Here is an 18715-nt window from a genome sequence, read left to right on the forward strand (position 1 = left end):
AACGTCTCAAGCGTATTGGTCAGGCGCTCGCCAGCGAATTATAACAACTTATTGATTGCAGTTCGCTCTTGGTAGTAGACTAACGCAATATTTTCAGGATTTGTTGGGTTTAGTTTCATACCGTTCGAGGTCTTGCTACAATCCAACCCATGATTATCCTTAACTCAACTGTGTTAAATCATTCTCATGAGTCGAGACGCGCTGGTAGTAGGAATTAATCAGTATCCTTTTCTCAAGGATACTCCAACAAGCAAAGCCAAACATCTTGTGTCTGCTGCTAACAACGCCGAAGCGATCGCCCAACGATTAGAAGAATATGGTGATTTTCGCGTGCGGCGGCTACCAGAAGTGCTTCAGGGCGAACAGCGTCAAGTCGCATCTGAGGGCTTGGTCAAGTCTGATACTTTAGAAGATGCAATTATTCAATTATTTAACCCAGTAGGCGCAAGTATTCCCGAAACAGCCCTGTTATATTTTATCGGTCATGGTTTACGTAAAAATCGCGGCGGTGTAACTGAAGGGTTTTTGGCTAGCAGCGATGTCGCTCCGCGAAAAAATCAGTGGGGTGTTTCTTTGCGATGGTTGGGAGAACTGTTGCAAAAAAGCCCCGTCAAGCAGCAAATTGTTTGGCTAGATTGCTGCTACAGTGGAGAACTCTTCAATTTTGCCCAAGCAGATTTAGGGACATCACTACAAAAACAAACACGGTTTTTGATTGCTGCATCGAGAGAATTTGAACTGGCTGAGGAAGATATTGATGGTAAGCATGGAGTATTTTCCAAAGCACTTTGGCAAGGACTAGATCCCAGACAACAGCCAGATGGTTTGGTTAACAATGACAAATTGATTGAGTATATTGCCCAAACCCTGAAAGATACTCCTCAACAGCCGATATGGTATAACCCCAACCAAGAAATTATTCTTACTGGTGAACGGGAAGATGTTCTGATCGATATCCCCGATGGAGTTTGTCCTTACAAAGGGTTACGCTTTTTTGAAGTTGCAGATGCTGATTATTTTTATGGGCGAGAACTATTAACTCAAAAGCTGATTCAAAGTATTCAGGTGGGGAAGGGAAATTTTTTAGCAGTCTTGGGGGTATCGGGGAGTGGTAAATCTTCTCTATTGCGGGCGGGGTTAATTTATCAATTACAGCAACAGCGACGATTACCGGGAACAGAGGAATGGAAAATTCGGATTTTTACTCCCGCAGAACAACCTTTGGTAAGTTTAGCAACGGCTTTTTTGGATGAGTCAGCCACAGATATCCAACGCGCAGAACAGTTAAAAATAGCCGAAGATGCAATAAATGAAGGAGCAACAGGACTAGCAAGATTAATTAAAGCATCGCGCTCGCCCCGCACTCTACTAATTATCGATCAGTTTGAAGAGATTTTTACAGTGTGTCAAAATCTAAGCGATCGCCAGCAGTTTATTGCTAGTTTATTAGGAGCGCTGCAACAAACAGCAGATAAACTCTGCCTCATATTTGCCATGCGCGATGATTTTTTAGGTAAGTGTGCGGCACATCATGAACTGGCTGATTTAATTGAAAGCAATTTAGTGATGGTAACTCCCATGTCTGTGGAAGAGTTACAGCGAGCAATTCGCGAACCAGCCGCCAAATTAGGACGGAAGATTGAGGAAAATTTAATTAATGCTATTCTCCAAGACTTAGGAATTGCAGTAGAACAACCAACACAAGAAGCCGAGCCGGGAATGCTGCCTTTGTTGTCATATACTTTAGAGCAGCTTTGGCAACGGCAAACATTCAATTGGTTGAAATTAGATAGTTATCACCAATTAGGTGGAGTCAGAAAAACTCTAGAAAATTTGGCAGAACAAACTTACAAAGAATTGTCAGTTGAAGAACAAAAAATAGCAGACTTGATTTTTATTAATTTGACTCAGTTAGGAGAAGGGACACCAGACACGCGCAAGCAAGTTCCGCAGCGAGATTTAGTTTCTTTGAGTAAATCTGCACAGTTGGTAGAGCAAGTAATTCAAAAACTGGCAAAAGCCAAGTTAATTGTGACTAGCGAACAACGCAGAGGTAAAGAAAAGGTGGCGGTAGTGGATGTGGCTCATGAAGCTTTGATTCGCCATTGGTCAAGGTTGAGGGAGTTGCTGGATAATAATCGGGAGGCGATTAGAACTGAGCGCAAGATTCAGGCTGCGGCAGAAGAGTGGCAAGATAAAGAGAAATCTCAGGATTATTTATTAACAGGGTTAAGGTTAGCTGAAATCGAGAAATTTCTTCATAATGAGGTAGATACTGTGCCTCTATCGAATTTAGCAAAAGAGTTTATTCAAAACAGTCAAGAGTATCAAATTCAGCAAGAACTGCATTGGAAAAAGTTATATGAAGAAGCAGAAGAACAGCGTAAAATTGCTCTTGCACGCCAATTAGCAGCACAATCAGAACTACTACGAAATCAACAACCTCGTTTACTAGAACGTAGTGTTTTACTAGCTGTAGAATCTGTGAAACGCTATCACTCTGTAGAAACAGATCAGGCTTTAAGACAAGGATTAAGTCTACTAGCTCGTCCTCTATTAAATTTAAAAAATGAATATAAAAATATGACAACAGCTATATCATTCAGTTTAGATAGCAATCTTTTAGCTGTTCATCAAGAAGAAGATACTGTTCAAATATGGCAGTGGAATAGTAACATACTTCTTAAGTCTCTAAAACATAGAAAACAAATTTCACCTCCGCTTAATTCTCATAATTATAACTTTTCTATTTCTTCATCTTTTTTCATTGATGACGATTATTTAGTTACTATTAGTAATGAATCTTTTATTAACAATGCATATCAATACGATTATCATACTATTTGGGTTTGGGAATTATTAACGGGTAAGGCAATAAGTAGTGAAACTTTACGAACAATAATAATAGATATTGATTTTTGCGCCTCTAGGAATTATATTGTAGCAGTTTTACCATTATCTTACTTTGACCCTCAAGTTAATGCTATAGTTCATAAAAGCCAAGTAATATTTTGGCAATTAATAAATAGAAAATTAACTCCAATAAGAAAACTTATTTCTGAAAGTGAGATTAGTGCCATTGCTTTACACCCTAATTTAGAGTGTTTAGCACTGTCATATAAAAATCAGGTTATTTTTGTGATGTGGGATAGCGAGCAAGAGTTCAAAAGCATAGAACAAGAAGAAGTTTCTATTGTTGTTTTTAGTCCTGATGGAAGTTATCTAGCAACAGCAGTTAATGACTTATCTAAGCAAAAATATACTGTAAGTGTATGGGATATCATTACCAGAAAAGAAATAATTCGTATACCTCATACAGATATTTTATACTCTCTTGCTTTCAGCCCTGATGGGAAATATCTAGCGACAACAGGTAGATCTGGAATTACGCATATATGGCAAATTGATAGTGGGCAAGAATCTGCGCGAATAAATCATGATACTTATGTTCATAAAATAGTTTTCAGCCCTGTTTACAATGAAGACCATATAATAGCCAGTTCTTCTGCTCAAATATGGAAGTTGGATTGTATGCCAGAAGTTACTTCTATTGACTATAAAACTAAAGATGTACAATCTATTAATAATGAAATTATGTGTGGATCTGTTTTTAGTCCAGATTGCAAACATTTAGCCACTATATATGAAAACAAAAACATTCAAATATGGAACATAAACAATGGGAAAGAACTTGTATCTCACATTGTTTATGATATGCCTGTAAAGTTGTTATGTTTTAGCCCAAATGGAGAATATATAGCTACAGTAATTAAAGATAATACGCTGTATATAAAAAGATGGAAAGATTACACAAGTGAGTCATTAGTTTTGATAAAAGGTAAAGACTTAGGCAAGCTTATACGTAGTTTGATTTTTAGCCCAGATGGGAAGTATTTAGCTATTGCAATAGAAACTCTTAATAATAGAATGTGGGAAATACGTGTACTGTCTATTGAAGATAAAATAGCTCACTCGCAGACAAACCAAAATACTGCTAATCAGGTTTGGGAGGTTCTAAGCCAAGAAGAATCCAAGTATATTACCTATGAAGAAACAGAAGTAACAGTAGTTAAACAAAATAACGATAGACAAATTAAAGTTAATAATGTTACTCTTAGCTGTGATGAAGAAAATTTATACTTAGCTATAGCAAGGTCTGATGGTGTTGCCATAATTTGGAGTTTGGGTAATGAAAATAAAATTATACAAATAGCTCATGAGAATATTGATTAAAGTTTTGTTTCATCTTTTTTATCGAAATTAAAAAATATTTAAATTTATGTTTAAAATTTATTTTCCGACAAATGATTTATCCACTGTTGTATTCAGTCCAAATCACCAATATGTAGCAACAGCAAGTGCAGATAAAACTGCAAGGATATGGGAATTTACTAACGGTAAAGAAATAACTTGTATGAGACATGAAGGTTATGTATACTCTGTCGCATTCAGTCCAGATAGTAAATATTTAGCAACAGCAAGTGCAGATAAAACTGCAAGGATATGGGAAGTTCCTAGTGGTCGAGAAATTTCACGGTTGACTAATAATGATATTAAGACAGTAGTTTTTAGCTCAGATGGAAAATACTTAGCTACAACAAGTAATGATGGCACGGTAAAAGTTTGGCTCTGGAGAGCAGAAGACTTAATTCAAGAAGCTTGTAACCATCTAACGCGAAATTTGACACCAGAAGAATGGCAACAATATTTAAATGATGAATCTTATAGAACTTAGCGTTGACGAATTAGACAAGAAGTGGAGTAAGAGCAATAAGGATAAAACAGGCACTCAAGAAATTGTAGGGACTTGAAAGACGGATAATTTAAGTCATCTCTATCAGCAGGTTGGGACTATCAGAGCGACTACCAAACCATCCACAGCCAAGTGTGACCTCAACACTTATACTCTGTTTCTACTGGCGGAATCAAAGTACCCAGGTTGCACCCGTCTGGCAGAAATAATGGAAAATTGACGGACTTCTTGTTTACTTGAAGTCTTCCATACGTGGACAATTTTGAATTCGATGCCGCGTTTTATCGCAGCACGAGTAAATGCTGCGCCAGATCCTTGTAGATGCTGCTGAAATCTTTTCTTGAGGTTCGCGCATGAACCTAAGTAGTAACGAGCTTGATGTTTCTCATTTCCAAGCGGACGAGATAGCTCAATCATGTAGCAGCAAGGAATTGAGGGTATCTTTCCTGACAATTCCATTTATGCTTTTTTAGATTAACTTGAAAGCTGAAGCGTTAGCTGATTGTGGTGGTTTACGTAGTGACGCAGTTGAGTCTTTCTTGTTCTTGTACCCAACTAATTAAATTTGATTTACTAATGCTTACAGGCTTATCTTCACCTGCAATAAATACTTGGAACCAGCCAGTTTCTAACTCATAGTAGTCAATAATTAAACATGCTTCTCTGGCTGTTTGGAGAGCTAATATTTCCTGGGGAAACAATCTTTTAATTCTTAACTGTTCTTCTGGGGAAAGCTGCTTCCAAGCTTCATCTTTAACAGCCAGATGCCTGTATATAGCACTTCTAATTTGATAATAACTGGTAGCTGATTTGAGTTTTTCTGTCAGCATTAACACTTCTTCTCCAACTGGCTGCTGTTCTGTAGCGTTACTAGTGCTGGTTTGTTCGTTTTGTTTTAGTCTGGGATTAACTTCTAGAGCTTTTTCTATCTCTGTTGGGGATGTTTCTAATTGTGGAATCATACTCGACTCAAGCACTTTAGATTCAGCAGTCTCTTCCTGGGACTGCTCTTTTTCTTGGGATTTGATTTTGGCGTGATAATCTGCGATCGCTTCACGAAGAATTTGCTGAGGGAGTAGCCCATATCCGTCGATCAATTCCTGTGTAAGTACCCCTGTTTGGTGGTCTTCTTCCCACTGAGGAGGGAATTGACAGTAGCGATCGCCTTTTGGAGTTCTGCGCCAGATTGATATCTGCTTTTGTTGTTCCTGCTTTTGGGTTTTAAGGAGGGCTTTCCTCTCTTCGATTAACTCCAGTACCAGTTTGCAGGTTAATCCCCCAATTGGATAATCTTGTAGCTGACTGATAATTGGCTTGTATTGAGGAGAACACAACCTGAGAAGTATTGTTACTGGAATTGCGGCTAGGTGTTGAGGACAAGTTAAAAATTCTTGGAAGTTTTCGGCTATTTTGAGCGCTTGTTTTTCCTCAGAGCTTCCTTTGTCCCAACCGTATGTATCGAGCAAGGTTCGGTATTCTTTCTTGCTGTAGGTGGTTTTGTATTCGTAGAGTAGGAAAGCGGCGTGCAAATATTCCAGACTGCTGGTTTCGATATGTGCGGTTGGATTTGGATCTAATTGATGTTTTTGGAGATAAGAGATTGATGTGATAGTTCCTGGCATGATAAGATTCACTTTGCATTAATTTCGTTGGTCTTAAAAGCTCGTTGGTCTTAAAAGACCACCAGAAATTAAAGGCCGGGTGCCTCTGCCTTGAGACATGGGGGTGAAAATCGTCGGCAATTTTAACTGCCTAAGATTTCTCTTAAAAAGCATACGAATATCCGTCCTTCTTGTGAATGGGTTTGCAAAACCTATGATTAATGTCTCCAACTCTTCCGGTTTTGGTAACGATGTCAAAACTGCCTCTGGCGCGACATAATACGCGACCAACGTACTGACCCACTTTCTTCCCTGAAAGCACAACGGCTTTAACTATATCGCCAGTCTGGAAGCCAAAATGAAGCGATTGACGAGTACGATGACGGATAGGAAAGCCATACTTGTTTGTACCAGCCATTTGTCTGGTTCCCCAACCATTCGCTTTAATTAGTAGTGGCTGCAATGTTAGCAACTTAATTGCTTTAATGTCGCCAATACAAGCCGCGTCAATCCAGTGTTGCTTTTCTAGTTGAAAAAGAGTTCGATTGTACTTTGTTTGAGCACCTGTTCCTGTTGTTGTTGGCAAAATACCTTTTAGGGTATGAAAAAGTGTCCAACGAGTCGCATTAACAGCAGCAGCATCTTTTAATGGTTTTTTGGCTTGTTGTTTAATTTTCTCTAATCTTTTTGCATCTTTTTTCAAAAACTCATCAATAAGTTGTGTCCCTTTTTTAAGATTGCATCGTTTACAGCTAAGAGCTAAATTGCTGACACGATTGCTACCACCTTTGGATTTTGGATGAATATGTTCAATTTGAAGTGGCACGCCTTCTTTGTCACAGTAAACACATTGACGCCCCCACTTTTCTAGAAGGTATTGTCGGACTTCGTAACCAGCGAGTTGTCCTTGCTGATATTCGATGCCGTCAATCTCTGGGTTTTGCATTTTTTGCGTGTCGAATTTGACTAATTCCATAACAGCTTGAGCGATAGGTGCGTAGCGACAAAGCCGTTTTACCCAAGTTTCAACTGTGAGAACACGATGTATCAACGAAGGAGGTAGCCACCCTTCTGGTCGCTTACGGTTATCAAAACGAGCCATACGGTAACGAGTTTTGCGGCTACGACGAGATCTACGTAACGAGCGGCGGCTGTTAAGTGCGTCCTTGATGGACCAGCCCCTATGTTGTAGTTCTGCTGCCCAAATAACATTCTCCCCATCTAATAATGCTATCCCTGTAGTTTTGCTACCAGGGTCAAGCTTAAGAGTAAGTAGTCGAACAACTGGGTTATCAATTGCCTTGTGCAGCACAAGAGTGAAAGGAAATTGTCGGTAAATTGCTGCTTTATTTTTGTTAAGTAACTCTCGCGCTCTCGCGGGATGAATTGGGTTTAATGGTTGTTTATTGGTGTCAACAAGAAAAACATAATTGGTTTGCATTTCTGCATCTCCTTACGGGTAAAGTTTGCCTCGTTCATGTTTACGATCGGTAACTATCCAAATTGCACGGTCCTAAACCTCCTCGGACTTTTAACAATCTGGTTTCAGAGCCTGGGGCTGGCACGCACCCCAAGGTGAGTTCTTAAACGCTTGTCGTAAACGTAGCCCTTTAATGGACTTGAACTGGTCAACTAGAGTTAACTGCAAGCCCTTGCCTTATAGGGGTTTGCACTCAACGCTTAGGTCGTTGACTTACCTATTTCAGTCACTGCAAATAATTCAGGCTGCTTGTTTGTCCCAAGCTTTTGATGATTTGGAAATAGCAGCCAAAGCATAGCCCAAGGTGTGCTTGTGAATTTTGGGCATTTTGTGAAACGACATATCTTGACCCCAATCTTGGACTGATTTGGTGCCAATGTGTAATACTTGCGTGAGGGTTTTGACACAAGTTGCACGAAAATTGGCGTGAGAAACAGTTTGCAGTATTTGCTGTTCAGTTAACCCTTCAAGGAGTATTTTTTCTAGAAAGGTTTGAGCGTCTACTTCCGGTGCGTTGTATTCTCCTGTCAAGATGCTTTTTAGCTGGTTTGGTATGATTTCGGCCGCGTGAATGTAAGCAAGTGAAGCTTTGCAGTAGTTGGGTATTCCGTCAAAATTGAGATCGCTTCCCCACTTACGGACTGTCGGTCTTTGCACACCTAAGACTGCACATAGTACGGTGATACATTTTTTGCGGTATTGCGAATCTGTTTCTTCTTCGAGAAGTTCTGGGGGGCTGAGTTCGGCTATACCGAAGCAGTAGCGTAGAAATTGTCTGGGTTCTAATCCTTGCTTTGGTAGTATTTCTACCACTTTGTAGCTCTTTTGCATCTTTATTAACTCTTACAGGATTTTTACCGAGTTAGCTTGATTTATCTCAAGCCCTTGTTTTGTGCTTTTTAGGTAAAGTTTACCGATTCGCAAAGTTAGTGATGTATTAACTTAATATTATTTAATATTTAGTGATGCACTATTTGAATTTAGTACATCACTAAATTCAAAGGGTTTATTGAGGGCAAGTCATTTAGTTGTTGTAGTGATATGGGTTTTGATATAAAAGTTAATATTTGTAACTAAACACCCTGTTGTTTCTATAAACTGAAGAGAAACCTAGATAAACCAAGTTCAAAAAACGTGTGTCAAATCAGCGCGAACGCTTTTCTGGAGGGGATACTGACCGGGTATCCTTTACCCTTGCACCCGGTGTGCGGCAAAAGGTAGATGATGTACTGCCGATATTGGGTGGCACTTTAGCAAAAACTCTAAGGCGTTTAGTTGATTTGGGTTTGGATTTAGTTGACCTAGCTCAAAAAAGTGGTAAACCAGTTCCTCAACCGGGTAATTTGGAGCAGATGTTTTCGGGCTATACCTCTTTGGGTATAGAACTGATATTTGCGTGCGAATCCTTGGGTTTACCTGTACCTGAAGTGGGTCAGATGGGGGTTTGGTTTGTAGATCATCTCTCCCTTGGTTTGGGTGATATTGAGGGGATCAGGAAAGATAATGATTTTCGGGCATCACGTATATTTCGCTTAAGTCGAGAAATTCAGAAGTTTTTTCAGCAGCAGCTTAATGTACTATCAGAAGATGAGTATGCTGCATTTTTGAGAAATTTGCATCGGGAAGCTATTATTGGGCAAGAGTTTGTAGCTGCTTGTCAGACGCTGGGTTTGCAGTTACCAGAGACAGGAAAACTACAGGAATGGTTACAAGATTTGGTGGAGCGATCGCACAGCCTCTCCACAATAGAATCTCAATTATCAAATGAGTTATTAGAAGAATGTGAGCGATTGGGGATAGATCCGCCAAAACCTGGTGAGGTTGGAGCGTGGCTACAAAATACCCGCCCTGCGGTATTTGATCAGCCAATGCACGAACATAGGTTACCTTTTACAGATGATGGTTTGCCTTTAGGGGGGTCACAACCGTTTTTGGAGCATTTACTGACACTAAATGCACCGCCAACTGAAGATGAGGAGTATGACATTGCTCATAGGTTTGGTGTAGACCCAGCGCATCTGAAGGAACTCATATCCCGCATGAGATTTGACAGGAACGGACAGACAAATAACTGTCATTAATAAGCTTCGGGGATAAATGCATGGATGCCATTGAAGATTCCTCAACATTGTGGACTTTATTATCTAGACCTGGATGGGAGATTAAGCCGAACCCAGTAAAGCATTTACTCAAAATTAAAGCTCCTGACTATCAGGAAGCATTAATACTTTATACTAACTATCGAAAATTTCTAGCGACGTGGGCAGCGTCTCTCAACTGTACCTGTGCTTTGATTGGAATTCAGGGGATGCGCGGATCTGCATTTAAAATTCTTGCAGCAACGCCAGCATCGCAGCAGAAGTTATACGAAGACTTAATTTTTGCGAGCTTACAAAAGTCGGTTCGTTTTAAATCTGATGCACTTGCCGGAAGCGATCGCTACTTTGAGGATAATATCTACGAATCTTCAGGCTTTTACATTGCCGAAACTTTTTTGTACCCTGAACTCAGACCAATTGTTGATAAACTATTTTCAAACCCAGACAAGAAACTTGCTCTAACGCGAATGTCTGACAATTTTCAATTGATCGTGTCCGCGTCGGCAGCACGGGCTATGAGTTCTGACTCACAAGATGTAGTGCGTCGTCGAACCACAGATTTTTGGCACGCTAGAGACTACCAGATTTTTATACAGAAGTTTAAGCAAGATGGTAGCACAGGTTTTGAAATCACTTACCAGGCAACGACAAATCTGCCCAAGACTAATCCTTTAGCAGCATGGGCAAAGTTTACTACGAGCTATAGGTTTTTTGAGATTGATATATGCGGGTATAGGGAAGTGTACCGTTTGGGTGAAGGTAAGGACATTACACCAATCAGCCGTCCCAAGGTTATTTCATAATATAGTGAGGTTTTATGGCAGTAAGATTCCTAGAAAACAAAGGCAGTGGCAATATCCTAGAGATTAGTAAAGCTAGGCTTTTGGAGCTTACTCCTAATGTTTATCCTCTGACTTGGGAAGCGATTCTTTCAGGTAAAGGTGGTAGTGTAGCTATTTTGGGTGCAGGTTTTGCCGAGCGAGAAGTTTTTTTTGGTTTTGAAGGAGTTGACCTAACGCGCTACCAACTTCCGACAATCGACTGTTACGACATTGCTACTAATCCACCAGAAAAGTTTTTAGCTTTACGCAGCCAATACCCAAATCTACAGTTAAATTATTTTTGCGATCGCAATTTAGCAGAACTTGAACTGACAAAACTTTACGCTCCTAATAGCATACGGCTAGTCTCAGTTCATGGAGTGTTAGATTACTTACAACCACATACAGTTACGAGAACATTACTTGATATTGTGAAAGTACAACCAGAGGCAATATCGATACGCCTATTTTTAATGGGCAACCCGTGGTCGCGGAATTTTGCAAGTATAGAGCAACTGGCAATGGAATTAAATTCAATTGAAATTATTACAAGTGGCTTAGTTAAATCGATTGATTTTAATATATTGTGTCGTACAGGTATTGTGCAATTAAATATTTCAGACAAGGATAAAATTGAACATAATTTATTACCAAGTTACGGTGCATCTCATGTAATACCTGATAAATTAGTTGGTTATTTAATTAGTCAAGGATATCAGCTTGTTGCAACTGACGTGTACTCACTTTCAAATCAGGATTTACAAGGTGATGAATCGGAGAATCACAAGTGCAATAAAGATGTATCTTTAAATAATCCACATGGGATGTTGTTATTTTTTAAAAGATAAAATACTCCAAATTTATTATGAGTAATTTTTACATAAAAAGAGGGCATTGCTATTAGGTATTCTGCACTGCTTGGCTTATCGCATCCAACAAAAACAAACCCAAATCTTTATGCAGTGCTTCATTATGCTGCGGACAACCAGTTGAATGTAAACACCTTGGACAACCTGCTTCACAATCACATTCAGCTGCTAGCGCATATGCTTTAGCAGCGAAATTGGTCAAGTCAGAAAAGATAGCTGTCCTTTGAATCATAATTTGGGAAAATTTTTGAACCATAAATCGAGAAAGAGTTAACGAAAATTCAGGCTTTTGCACCAATCACAAAATTCAACTTTGCATTCATACATGAGTGAGAGTTGAAATTCTGAATCATAAATAGAGAATGAGTTGAAAAAACATAATTGGATAAAACTTGCACAAAAAATCCCTGAAAAAATTGCTCTAACTTAAACTTTCAATTCAAAATATGCTTCAAATGCCCATGTTATGGTTCAAAACTTTTGTTTTAGTAGATATCTGAGTAAAAACCAAATATTTCATTGTCCAAGCGATCGCTCTATTGTTGGGCGATCGCTAACCTCAAATCGTAGCTAAATAATAATGATAATCAAGCTGAAGTATTGATACAAACGTCGCCTCTATCAGTCTTTTTATCCTCTACACGATAATCATTATTATTAAAAAAACTCGAATACTAAAAGTGAACTATAAACTGGATACTCATTTTTGAAGCATATCATGAGTTAAAATCTCATTTTTTGTTTCAAATCACACGTATGGCTCCTCAAATGCCACTTCTTTTTGAAGTTTTGTTACTTCAGCTGCCCCTAGAGGATGCCTACACAAGGAGCAAGTTTTACCTTCAAGCGGTTTTTTGTAGTTACCACAACGCTGATTTTTACAAGTCATTCCGTAAGTGCGTTTCATCAACCGATAACCCGTAACAGAATTAGTAATTTCTCCCCAAACTAGGGTTAATCTAACCCGTGCATCTTTGATTTTGGTGGGGATGATCTTGGACTCTGCCAGTGTAGAAAGTGGTTGGATATTTAGTTCTGACTCAGCTTCAGTAAATAAATCTGTCTCTTTACCTAGATAAGCTAGTAATGCTTCTCCTTTCTCTTCGTTGAAGCTTTCGCTGCGGTAGGCTATTAACTCGCCGCTCCCATCTTGCATCATATACACTGCTTGCGGAAATACCTCCCGATGGGCAAGGGGAAGTGACATAGTTTCTAAGATTTCGCCTGTATGCTTCTCAATTAAGGAAATCGAAGTTTGAGTGCTGCTTCTGAGATTGATGTCTTTGTGGGGATAACCTCTTCCCCACAGTTTTCCGTTGTTACTCAGAAAAATTTTGTTTTGTTGTAGAAGAGAACCTGCAACTGCGTCGGCGGCTTTTCCAAAACGGCTATTGAGTTCCTTTAAAGCCAGACTACTTTCTATGCAACCGCATTCTAAATGTTTGCCTAGAATTGTTGGATAGTCTGGGTTAAAAGCAGCACACTCAACTTCTCCTGACAGTAACTGTTGGCTATGCCGAGCGTAGAATACATCAATGGGATTTTGTCCCAAGGGCAGATAAATTACAAGTCCATGCCGTTTGCGTCCGGCTCGACCTACTCGTTGCCAAAATGACATTAAGCTGCCAGGAAATCCCCGAAGCAAACAGCAATCTAGCTCGGGTAAATCAATTCCTGCTTCTAGAGAAGAAGTAGAAATAATCACCTTAATTTGTCCAGCTTGTAGTTTTTGAATAATTTCTCGGCGGCGATCGCCTGTCAACGAACTGTAAAACACCGCCACCTTGCTTGTTAAATAACCTAGCCCAAGGCGTTGTGTTTCTCTTTGAATTAACCCTAGTAAACCTTTGACAGCAGCACGGGAGTTACAGAAGACAATGCCACTGAGTTTATGTTGCAACCAGGAAATCACAATCTTGGAAGCTTCAACATTAGCTGCACTATTTGGAGCAAGGCATAATAAGGTACGTCCTGCACTACCAGCACCACTACGTTCAATTACGTGTAGTCTTTGGGGTTGATTAGTTCTGCCACTGAAGCGCAACGCCATCTCCTGGGGATTGCCAATTGTGGCACTTGAACAGATAAATTGCAGTCTTTGGGAATTACCACCAACAGCATCAACTGCTAACCTCAGCCGCCGCATCAAATTAGCAAAGTGCGCGCCAAAAGCACCAATATAGGTATGGCTTTCGTCAATTACACAGTAACGTAATTGTCTTAAAAACTGCCGCCATCCTTCCCCCTCATCTCGCCGCCGCACATTGTAAAGATAGTGATGCAATAAGTCGGGACTGACTGCCAAGATGTTTGGTGGATTGGGAATAAACAAGCGCTGCCGCTCGGATGTAGGTGTATCGCCCGTCATTAATGCGAGTTTGATGCGGTTGTTGGGCATTGCCTTTACTAGCGATTGCAACTTTCGCATTTGGTCGAGGGCTAATGCCTTAAGTGGGAAAATATATAAAGCTGTTGTTTGCGGTTGCTTGATACACGATTCGAGGATAGCGAGGTTGTAGCACAGTGTCTTTCCGCTGGCTGTGGGCGTGGTGATACTTAGATCAAACCCAGCACGTAACTTTGTCAGCGCTTCTATTTGGTGAGAATAAATTCTGTCGATACTGTTATTCTGCAATGCTAAACGTAAAGCAGGCGGTAAATCGCTGGGTACCGGGTGAACGATCCCTTGGTTAGGATTTTTGATATCTACTGCCGTGATGCTTGCAATGAATTCTTGAGCTACAGACTGAAATGCCAGGTGGGGGATTTGTTGAATGCGTTCGGAAACTGTTGCAGTTACCGCGTTAGTGACTTTGGGCAATGTTGTGGAAGAAACCAAGTTGGCGTTACTTGATTGAATTGAGCCAAGGGCGATCGCTTCTTCCCAATTGATAAATTGAGTCGGGTTAACCTCTTCAACAAACTTGACAATCAACCGCTTGCCTAACAATGCCATGACTTCCCCTACTCCGTATTCAGGGGAGTAAACGTGTTTGCCAGTAGTCAACCATTCGGGAGGTTCCCCAACAGTTTGGTTAGCGGCGCGGATTAGGGCAGCGTAGTCGGTTGGTTTCTCGTTGGTCACAAATCTATGTTTTTGCTACCAAAAGATATTTGTCATTTGTTAAGTATAAATCTAATTATCTAATTGCGTTAATGTTGTCACAGGATTTGCCGTAGTATGGTTTTACTTTATTGCTTTGCAATGGGAATTTTAGGTAAGTAGGGTGTACTTACCGCAATATTGTGATGAATTGGAAGGATTGGTCTAACGTTACTTTTAGTGAACGCCATCACTTGCCTGAACGTTCGGGAATTTACGTCATTGTCGATATTAATGACTATGTGTGGTATGTCGGACAAGCCACCAACCTAAAAAATCGGTGGGCTAGTAGAACTCACCACAGATACCCACAATTAATTCGCTCCAACCGTAAACTAAGGCATCGTATCTATTGGCAAGAGGTTCCACTCAACTGCTTGGACGAACGAGAAAAGTATTGTATTAACTTATTTAAACCCGAACTCAACGGGTGTAAAGTGAAGAAATATTTGCCGAAACAACCACAAATCGAGCGAGAAATTAAGCGGTTATTGAAAGTATTAAATAAACCAACAATGCTTTTTCCCGTGATTCGTTCAGTAGTAGCTGGCGAATATAAAGACGAGGAGGGAATAACGTGTATTTTAGTTCTTATTAATATTAATGATGAGCAAATAATAAGTAATTCAACACGAAAACGGTATGCAAATGAGGTCAAAAAAGCTTGGAATTATTACAAAACTTATTGTGGTAAAGACGAGCAGCAATATAGCCAAGTATGGGTGACAACATACAATTTAAACGTTTGTAAGTTTGAATTTGTTATTACTGATTGGGAATTTTTTCAATACCTTGAAGATAATGCCGATGCTCGCACACAGTATCTTGAAGAAGTAGAAATTTTTAGTGAAAAAGTCAAAACATTAAAAAATTTAGATATTTTTGAAAAACTATTATTACAAGAAGAATATAGTTACATCAATTATGATGGAAAGAAAAGCCTAACAACTGCTGCTTATATTAGATACCGTAGACCACTGCTAAATTGCATTACAACAACTATCTCGTAATACCCATTCCTTATCTAGTTGCACAAAATAAAGCTTTAAGGATTAAGTTTAATATTACAATAAGTCTGATTGTTAAGTCTAATTTATCAGGTGAATTGGTGCGTTTACAAGTCCAGTTAAATCGTGGCATTGCCAATCAACTAACTGATGGGGTTATTGTTGAACTTGCACAAAATCACATTGATGATTTTGAAAATCTTTGGCGCGAGCAATTGCGTGTTTTTCAGACCGAGGATAAATTCTGGGATTGGTTATTTAAACTTGGCTACATTAGCAACAATGAAAACGAAGAAGGTTACGCTCTCGAAGTAGAAGGCTGCACGCAAGGGTTGATGATGGTGGAAACTCAACTCCACGGTTCGCGAGAGGCTATCGGACAGCGATTAGTATATATTCAGTACATCACCTCAGCTCCGTGGAACCGCAAGGAAATCCAACGCCCGCCGCGATATAGGGGAGTAGGGGCGGCATTGCTGCGATACGCCCGAATTAGGAGCATCGAGTTGGGATATGGTGGTAGAGTTGGCTTGCACTCGTTACGTTCTAGCGAACGGTTTTACGAAAATCAAGGCATGATCGACTTTGGTTCCGAAGAAGAATACGAAGATATGACATATTTCGAGTACGGTTTGCTGCGCCGCACATTACGATAGTGCTGGAGGAAAAATAATGAACGAAGAAATGACTGTTGGCGAAGCTATCAATTTACTATTTCACTCCGGATCATTTCAAGAAGCAATCCGTATCGAGGACGAGGCTGACTGTGATGTGACAGCCGGGTTGGATTGGGGAACAGCTATAAGTGCATTATTGAAAAATCCTGGTTTGCTGGGCAGAATGACCCAACTGCGTGTCTCGCTCAACCGTGAAATCCGCCATCTGCTCTCCGAGTGGAATTTAGGAGTGGGAGAAGAAGCTGCGGTTGTGGTTGCGCGATCGCTTTTGTTATTTCGACTAAAATCGCCAGAAGTATCTGTGTTACCAACGCTTGAAGGTATCTTGATGCAAAATGATCTGTACAGGGAAGAGTTTATCCAAAATTCTGACATTTTGCGACAGTTGCTTGGAGTTCTGCTTGTTGAGAGTGACTGGGAAGACATTGCAACTGCTGCGGCAAATGCAGTCAGAATGCAAGTGATACAACGAGTATCTGCTTGACTAAAAGAAATTACGGACAATTTGGCTCACATCATGCTTCAAGTGTAGTTTGAGAAAGGTTATTAATTGATGAGTTCATTGGCGCTACCTTTAGAATTTGAGTTTAGTGCTAGCAAAATAGCAGCCGCTCATCACCCTAATACTCGCTTTAAATTAATAGCAGAAATTAAAAAAGATTTTCTCAGAATTGATTTTCAAGGTTATTTTACCGAAAATTTCGCTCCTAAGAATCGCCCCTATTCCAATCCAATAAATGACTCTTACCGCAACAAGAGAGTTGATTTTTGGCTGCTTTGGTCTAGTGGAGAACTGGCATTATCGGGCTGGTGGCGAACTGAAATCCTGTCGCTTGAGTATACTCCATTCATGCAGAGTTGGTCGAACGAAGACGGGGAGGAAATTGCTAGACCCTATCCCGATGGTGATAAGTTTGAGGCGATCGCTGCTTCTTTATACCCGATTTTACAGCAGTATTTTCAAATTTAAATTGGTGCTTGTATTACTTCAACCCAAAGAAGCAAGCAGAAGCTATTTCTCTTCTCTAGCCATTCCAACCCTATTGAGTATATGTTTCTGTTATAGTGCTTTTTACTCTATTAGTTATTTTTCAAGATAATTGAACTCATATACGCAAACGTGCTTGCATTGCCCATAGACAATATGTAACAAATGAAAGTGTAAAGTTTAGCAGGAGATTAACTGTACTTTAGTTGTATTTTAGTTGAACTGTACTTGTACTAAATCTAAATAGTTTGTGAATTAAAAAATAATTCATAAGTAATTTGGTAAAGTGCTAGTTTAATTTACTTTCAATTGATGTTGTCTTTCAGTTGGAATTGAGTTTGATGATATGTGAGAACGTTATCTATACCCAAAAAACACTTGCCGAAAGATACGGGATTTGCATTGCTGCTTTACAACGGTGGTATCCCTATGCCGGTATAGTAAAACCGCGAAAGCGGGGAGGATATTTTGATGCTGCAACAGTTGAGATTGCTGACATTTTCTACGTTGCTATCAAAATTCGGCGTTTGACTTGTGAAGAATATTTACAACAGGTAATTCCTGCTGGTGGCTTAGATGCTTATTTACAAAAAGTCAACGACGTAACCCTTTATGACTTTTTGACCAAGCATATATCTGATGAAGAAAAAAACAACCCGATTGTGCAATCAGTAATTAGGAGAATTGAGCGCAATGAAGCATATCAACAAAGTGGCAGAGACTTTGCAGGTGTCGCCTGATGTAGTACGTACCTGCTGTCGGTTGTTAGATTTAGCTTTACAGCCAAATGATACGCTTGATGAAACAATCGAACAGCAATTAGTTCAACTTAAAGAGATAGCTTCTCGTGAAGGTATGTCCTTAGAAGAAGCTGCCCAGCACTTGATTGCAATGCGCGATCGCAAATCAGAAGTAGGCGAACACAAGTTCGACAAGCGCGAGTATATTAAACAGCGATTTGGCGTAGATCCAGAACAAGCTTCTCCTGATAGTTTTGTAGGAATACTTTATCGGGATGCAGACAGAGGAATTCAGTTAGGAGAATTACGCCATAAAGTGGTGCTTGAATCTTCCACACTTGCTCTAGAAGAATTTGTTTTTCATGGCAGTAGTTCGCTGGCTGAAGGTAATACTTCCGTTGCGGCTGGTTACGACCAGGCGCAAGAGCGAATCAATTCGCGCATCGATAACGATTTTTTCGGCAAAGTGAACTGGGGGGAAGAGACTCATCCACTGTTGGTCGGTACATCGACACCGCAGCCCAGACAGTTGAAGTCCTCGCAGCCGAAAACCGGGCAATCTCCGAAGAAATAGTAG

The 18715-nt window shown here is 40.0% G+C and carries 16 protein-coding genes and 3 pseudogenes; 13 read left to right on the plus strand and 6 right to left on the minus strand.

Annotation, left to right across the window (positions count from 1 at the left end):
* Positions 1-186: 186 nt before the first annotated feature.
* The 4 genes and pseudogenes from HG267_RS37160 to HG267_RS37170 all read left to right on the plus strand — a co-directional run.
* Positions 187-4233 carry a caspase family protein gene (locus HG267_RS37160; RefSeq protein WP_052335392.1) on the plus strand — a complete coding sequence of 1349 codons (4047 nt, stop codon included), beginning with the start codon at positions 187-189 and terminating at the stop codon, positions 4231-4233.
* Positions 4234-4279: 46 nt separating this feature from the next.
* A pseudogene (locus HG267_RS42045) lies at positions 4280-4345 on the plus strand (hypothetical protein); the annotation flags it as partial.
* Positions 4346-4414: 69 nt separating this feature from the next.
* A complete protein-coding gene (locus tag HG267_RS37165) occupies positions 4415-4735 on the plus strand; it encodes a hypothetical protein (protein WP_339398014.1) in 321 nt (106 codons plus the stop codon).
* A gap of 118 nt (positions 4736-4853) precedes the next feature.
* Positions 4854-4964 (plus strand): annotated as a pseudogene (locus HG267_RS37170) (IS701 family transposase); the annotation flags it as partial.
* Positions 4965-4993: 29 nt separating this feature from the next.
* On the opposite strand, the pseudogene HG267_RS37175 reads toward HG267_RS37170, so the two are convergent.
* The 4 genes and pseudogenes from HG267_RS37175 to HG267_RS37190 form a co-directional block, all read right to left on the minus strand.
* A pseudogene (locus HG267_RS37175) lies at positions 4994-5212 on the minus strand (GIY-YIG nuclease family protein); the annotation flags it as partial.
* Positions 5213-5265: 53 nt separating this feature from the next.
* Positions 5266-6375, minus strand: coding sequence for a hypothetical protein (locus HG267_RS37180; protein ID WP_045873799.1), 1110 nt, complete (start codon positions 6373-6375; stop codon positions 5266-5268).
* Positions 6376-6517: 142 nt separating this feature from the next.
* Positions 6518-7795 (minus strand): RNA-guided endonuclease IscB, encoded by a 1278-nt coding sequence (gene iscB / locus HG267_RS37185; RefSeq protein ID WP_045873798.1) that lies wholly within the window; start codon positions 7793-7795, stop codon positions 6518-6520.
* A gap of 279 nt (positions 7796-8074) precedes the next feature.
* Entirely contained in the window at positions 8075-8665 is a 591-nt protein-coding gene (locus tag HG267_RS37190) for a hypothetical protein (RefSeq protein WP_045873797.1), read from the minus strand.
* A 305-nt stretch (positions 8666-8970) separates the two neighbouring features.
* Here HG267_RS37190 and HG267_RS37195 point away from each other — a divergent pair, with 305 nt between their 5' ends.
* From HG267_RS37195 to HG267_RS37205, 3 genes are read left to right on the plus strand one after another with little or no spacing between them, the layout of a single operon-like run.
* Positions 8971-9915 (plus strand): hypothetical protein, encoded by a 945-nt coding sequence (locus HG267_RS37195; RefSeq protein WP_045873796.1) that lies wholly within the window; start codon positions 8971-8973, stop codon positions 9913-9915.
* A gap of 20 nt (positions 9916-9935) precedes the next feature.
* The gene (locus HG267_RS37200; protein ID WP_045873795.1) at positions 9936-10736 is read left to right on the plus strand and encodes a hypothetical protein; all 801 of its coding nucleotides are present in this window, start codon (positions 9936-9938) and stop codon (positions 10734-10736) included.
* A gap of 14 nt (positions 10737-10750) precedes the next feature.
* Positions 10751-11602, plus strand: a complete 852-nt coding sequence (locus HG267_RS37205) for a hypothetical protein (RefSeq protein WP_045873794.1) — start codon at positions 10751-10753, stop codon at positions 11600-11602.
* A 52-nt stretch (positions 11603-11654) separates the two neighbouring features.
* Here the strand turns inward: HG267_RS37205 and HG267_RS42050 are convergent, their stop codons facing one another.
* Both HG267_RS42050 and HG267_RS37210 read right to left on the minus strand, forming a co-directional pair.
* Complete coding sequence (locus tag HG267_RS42050) at positions 11655-11879, minus strand: Zn-binding domain-containing protein (protein ID WP_045873793.1); 225 nt, start codon at positions 11877-11879, stop codon at positions 11655-11657.
* Positions 11880-12371: 492 nt separating this feature from the next.
* Positions 12372-14708: a DEAD/DEAH box helicase gene (locus HG267_RS37210; RefSeq protein ID WP_045873853.1), complete on the minus strand. Its 2337-nt coding sequence runs from the start codon at positions 14706-14708 to the stop codon at positions 12372-12374.
* 164 nt (positions 14709-14872) lie between these two features.
* On the opposite strand from HG267_RS37210, the gene HG267_RS37215 reads away from it, so the two are divergent.
* From HG267_RS37215 to HG267_RS37240, 6 genes are all read left to right on the plus strand, one after another.
* Positions 14873-15736, plus strand: a complete 864-nt coding sequence (locus HG267_RS37215; protein ID WP_045873792.1) for a GIY-YIG nuclease family protein — start codon at positions 14873-14875, stop codon at positions 15734-15736.
* A gap of 98 nt (positions 15737-15834) precedes the next feature.
* The gene (locus HG267_RS37220) at positions 15835-16389 is read left to right on the plus strand and encodes a GNAT family N-acetyltransferase (protein ID WP_045873852.1); all 555 of its coding nucleotides are present in this window, start codon (positions 15835-15837) and stop codon (positions 16387-16389) included.
* A 16-nt stretch (positions 16390-16405) separates the two neighbouring features.
* Positions 16406-16894 carry a hypothetical protein gene (locus HG267_RS37225; RefSeq protein WP_045873791.1) on the plus strand — a complete coding sequence of 163 codons (489 nt, stop codon included), beginning with the start codon at positions 16406-16408 and terminating at the stop codon, positions 16892-16894.
* A gap of 69 nt (positions 16895-16963) precedes the next feature.
* Positions 16964-17380: a hypothetical protein gene (locus HG267_RS37230; RefSeq protein ID WP_045873790.1), complete on the plus strand. Its 417-nt coding sequence runs from the start codon at positions 16964-16966 to the stop codon at positions 17378-17380.
* A gap of 359 nt (positions 17381-17739) precedes the next feature.
* Complete coding sequence (locus tag HG267_RS37235) at positions 17740-18138, plus strand: hypothetical protein (protein WP_045873789.1); 399 nt, start codon at positions 17740-17742, stop codon at positions 18136-18138.
* Between the two features lie 22 nt (positions 18139-18160).
* A complete protein-coding gene (locus HG267_RS37240) occupies positions 18161-18712 on the plus strand; it encodes a hypothetical protein (RefSeq protein WP_045873788.1) in 552 nt (183 codons plus the stop codon).
* Positions 18713-18715 lie beyond the last annotated feature (3 nt).

Origin of the sequence: Tolypothrix sp. PCC 7601, assembly GCF_025677855.1 — a bacterium.
GTDB classification, from domain to species: Bacteria; Cyanobacteriota; Cyanobacteriia; order Cyanobacteriales; family Nostocaceae; genus Aulosira; species Aulosira diplosiphon.

What these genes read in the sequence shown, in the direction of transcription:
- HG267_RS42050 (WP_045873793.1), bottom strand. Translation starts at nt 11,879, where the DNA reads ATGGTTCAAAAATTTTCCCAAATTATGATTCAAAGGACAGCTATCTTT.
- HG267_RS37160 (WP_052335392.1), top strand. Translation starts at nt 187, where the DNA reads ATGAGTCGAGACGCGCTGGTAGTAGGAATTAATCAGTATCCTTTTCTC.
- HG267_RS37205 (WP_045873794.1), top strand. Translation starts at nt 10,751, where the DNA reads ATGGCAGTAAGATTCCTAGAAAACAAAGGCAGTGGCAATATCCTAGAG.
- HG267_RS37235 (WP_045873789.1), top strand. Translation starts at nt 17,740, where the DNA reads ATGATATGTGAGAACGTTATCTATACCCAAAAAACACTTGCCGAAAGA.
- HG267_RS37165 (WP_339398014.1), top strand. Translation starts at nt 4,415, where the DNA reads ATGAGACATGAAGGTTATGTATACTCTGTCGCATTCAGTCCAGATAGT.
- HG267_RS37225 (WP_045873791.1), top strand. Translation starts at nt 16,406, where the DNA reads ATGAACGAAGAAATGACTGTTGGCGAAGCTATCAATTTACTATTTCAC.
- HG267_RS37190 (WP_045873797.1), bottom strand. Translation starts at nt 8,665, where the DNA reads ATGCAAAAGAGCTACAAAGTGGTAGAAATACTACCAAAGCAAGGATTA.
- HG267_RS37180 (WP_045873799.1), bottom strand. Translation starts at nt 6,375, where the DNA reads ATGCCAGGAACTATCACATCAATCTCTTATCTCCAAAAACATCAATTA.
- iscB (WP_045873798.1), bottom strand. Translation starts at nt 7,795, where the DNA reads ATGCAAACCAATTATGTTTTTCTTGTTGACACCAATAAACAACCATTA.
- HG267_RS37215 (WP_045873792.1), top strand. Translation starts at nt 14,873, where the DNA reads ATGAATTGGAAGGATTGGTCTAACGTTACTTTTAGTGAACGCCATCAC.
- HG267_RS37230 (WP_045873790.1), top strand. Translation starts at nt 16,964, where the DNA reads ATGAGTTCATTGGCGCTACCTTTAGAATTTGAGTTTAGTGCTAGCAAA.
- HG267_RS37200 (WP_045873795.1), top strand. Translation starts at nt 9,936, where the DNA reads ATGGATGCCATTGAAGATTCCTCAACATTGTGGACTTTATTATCTAGA.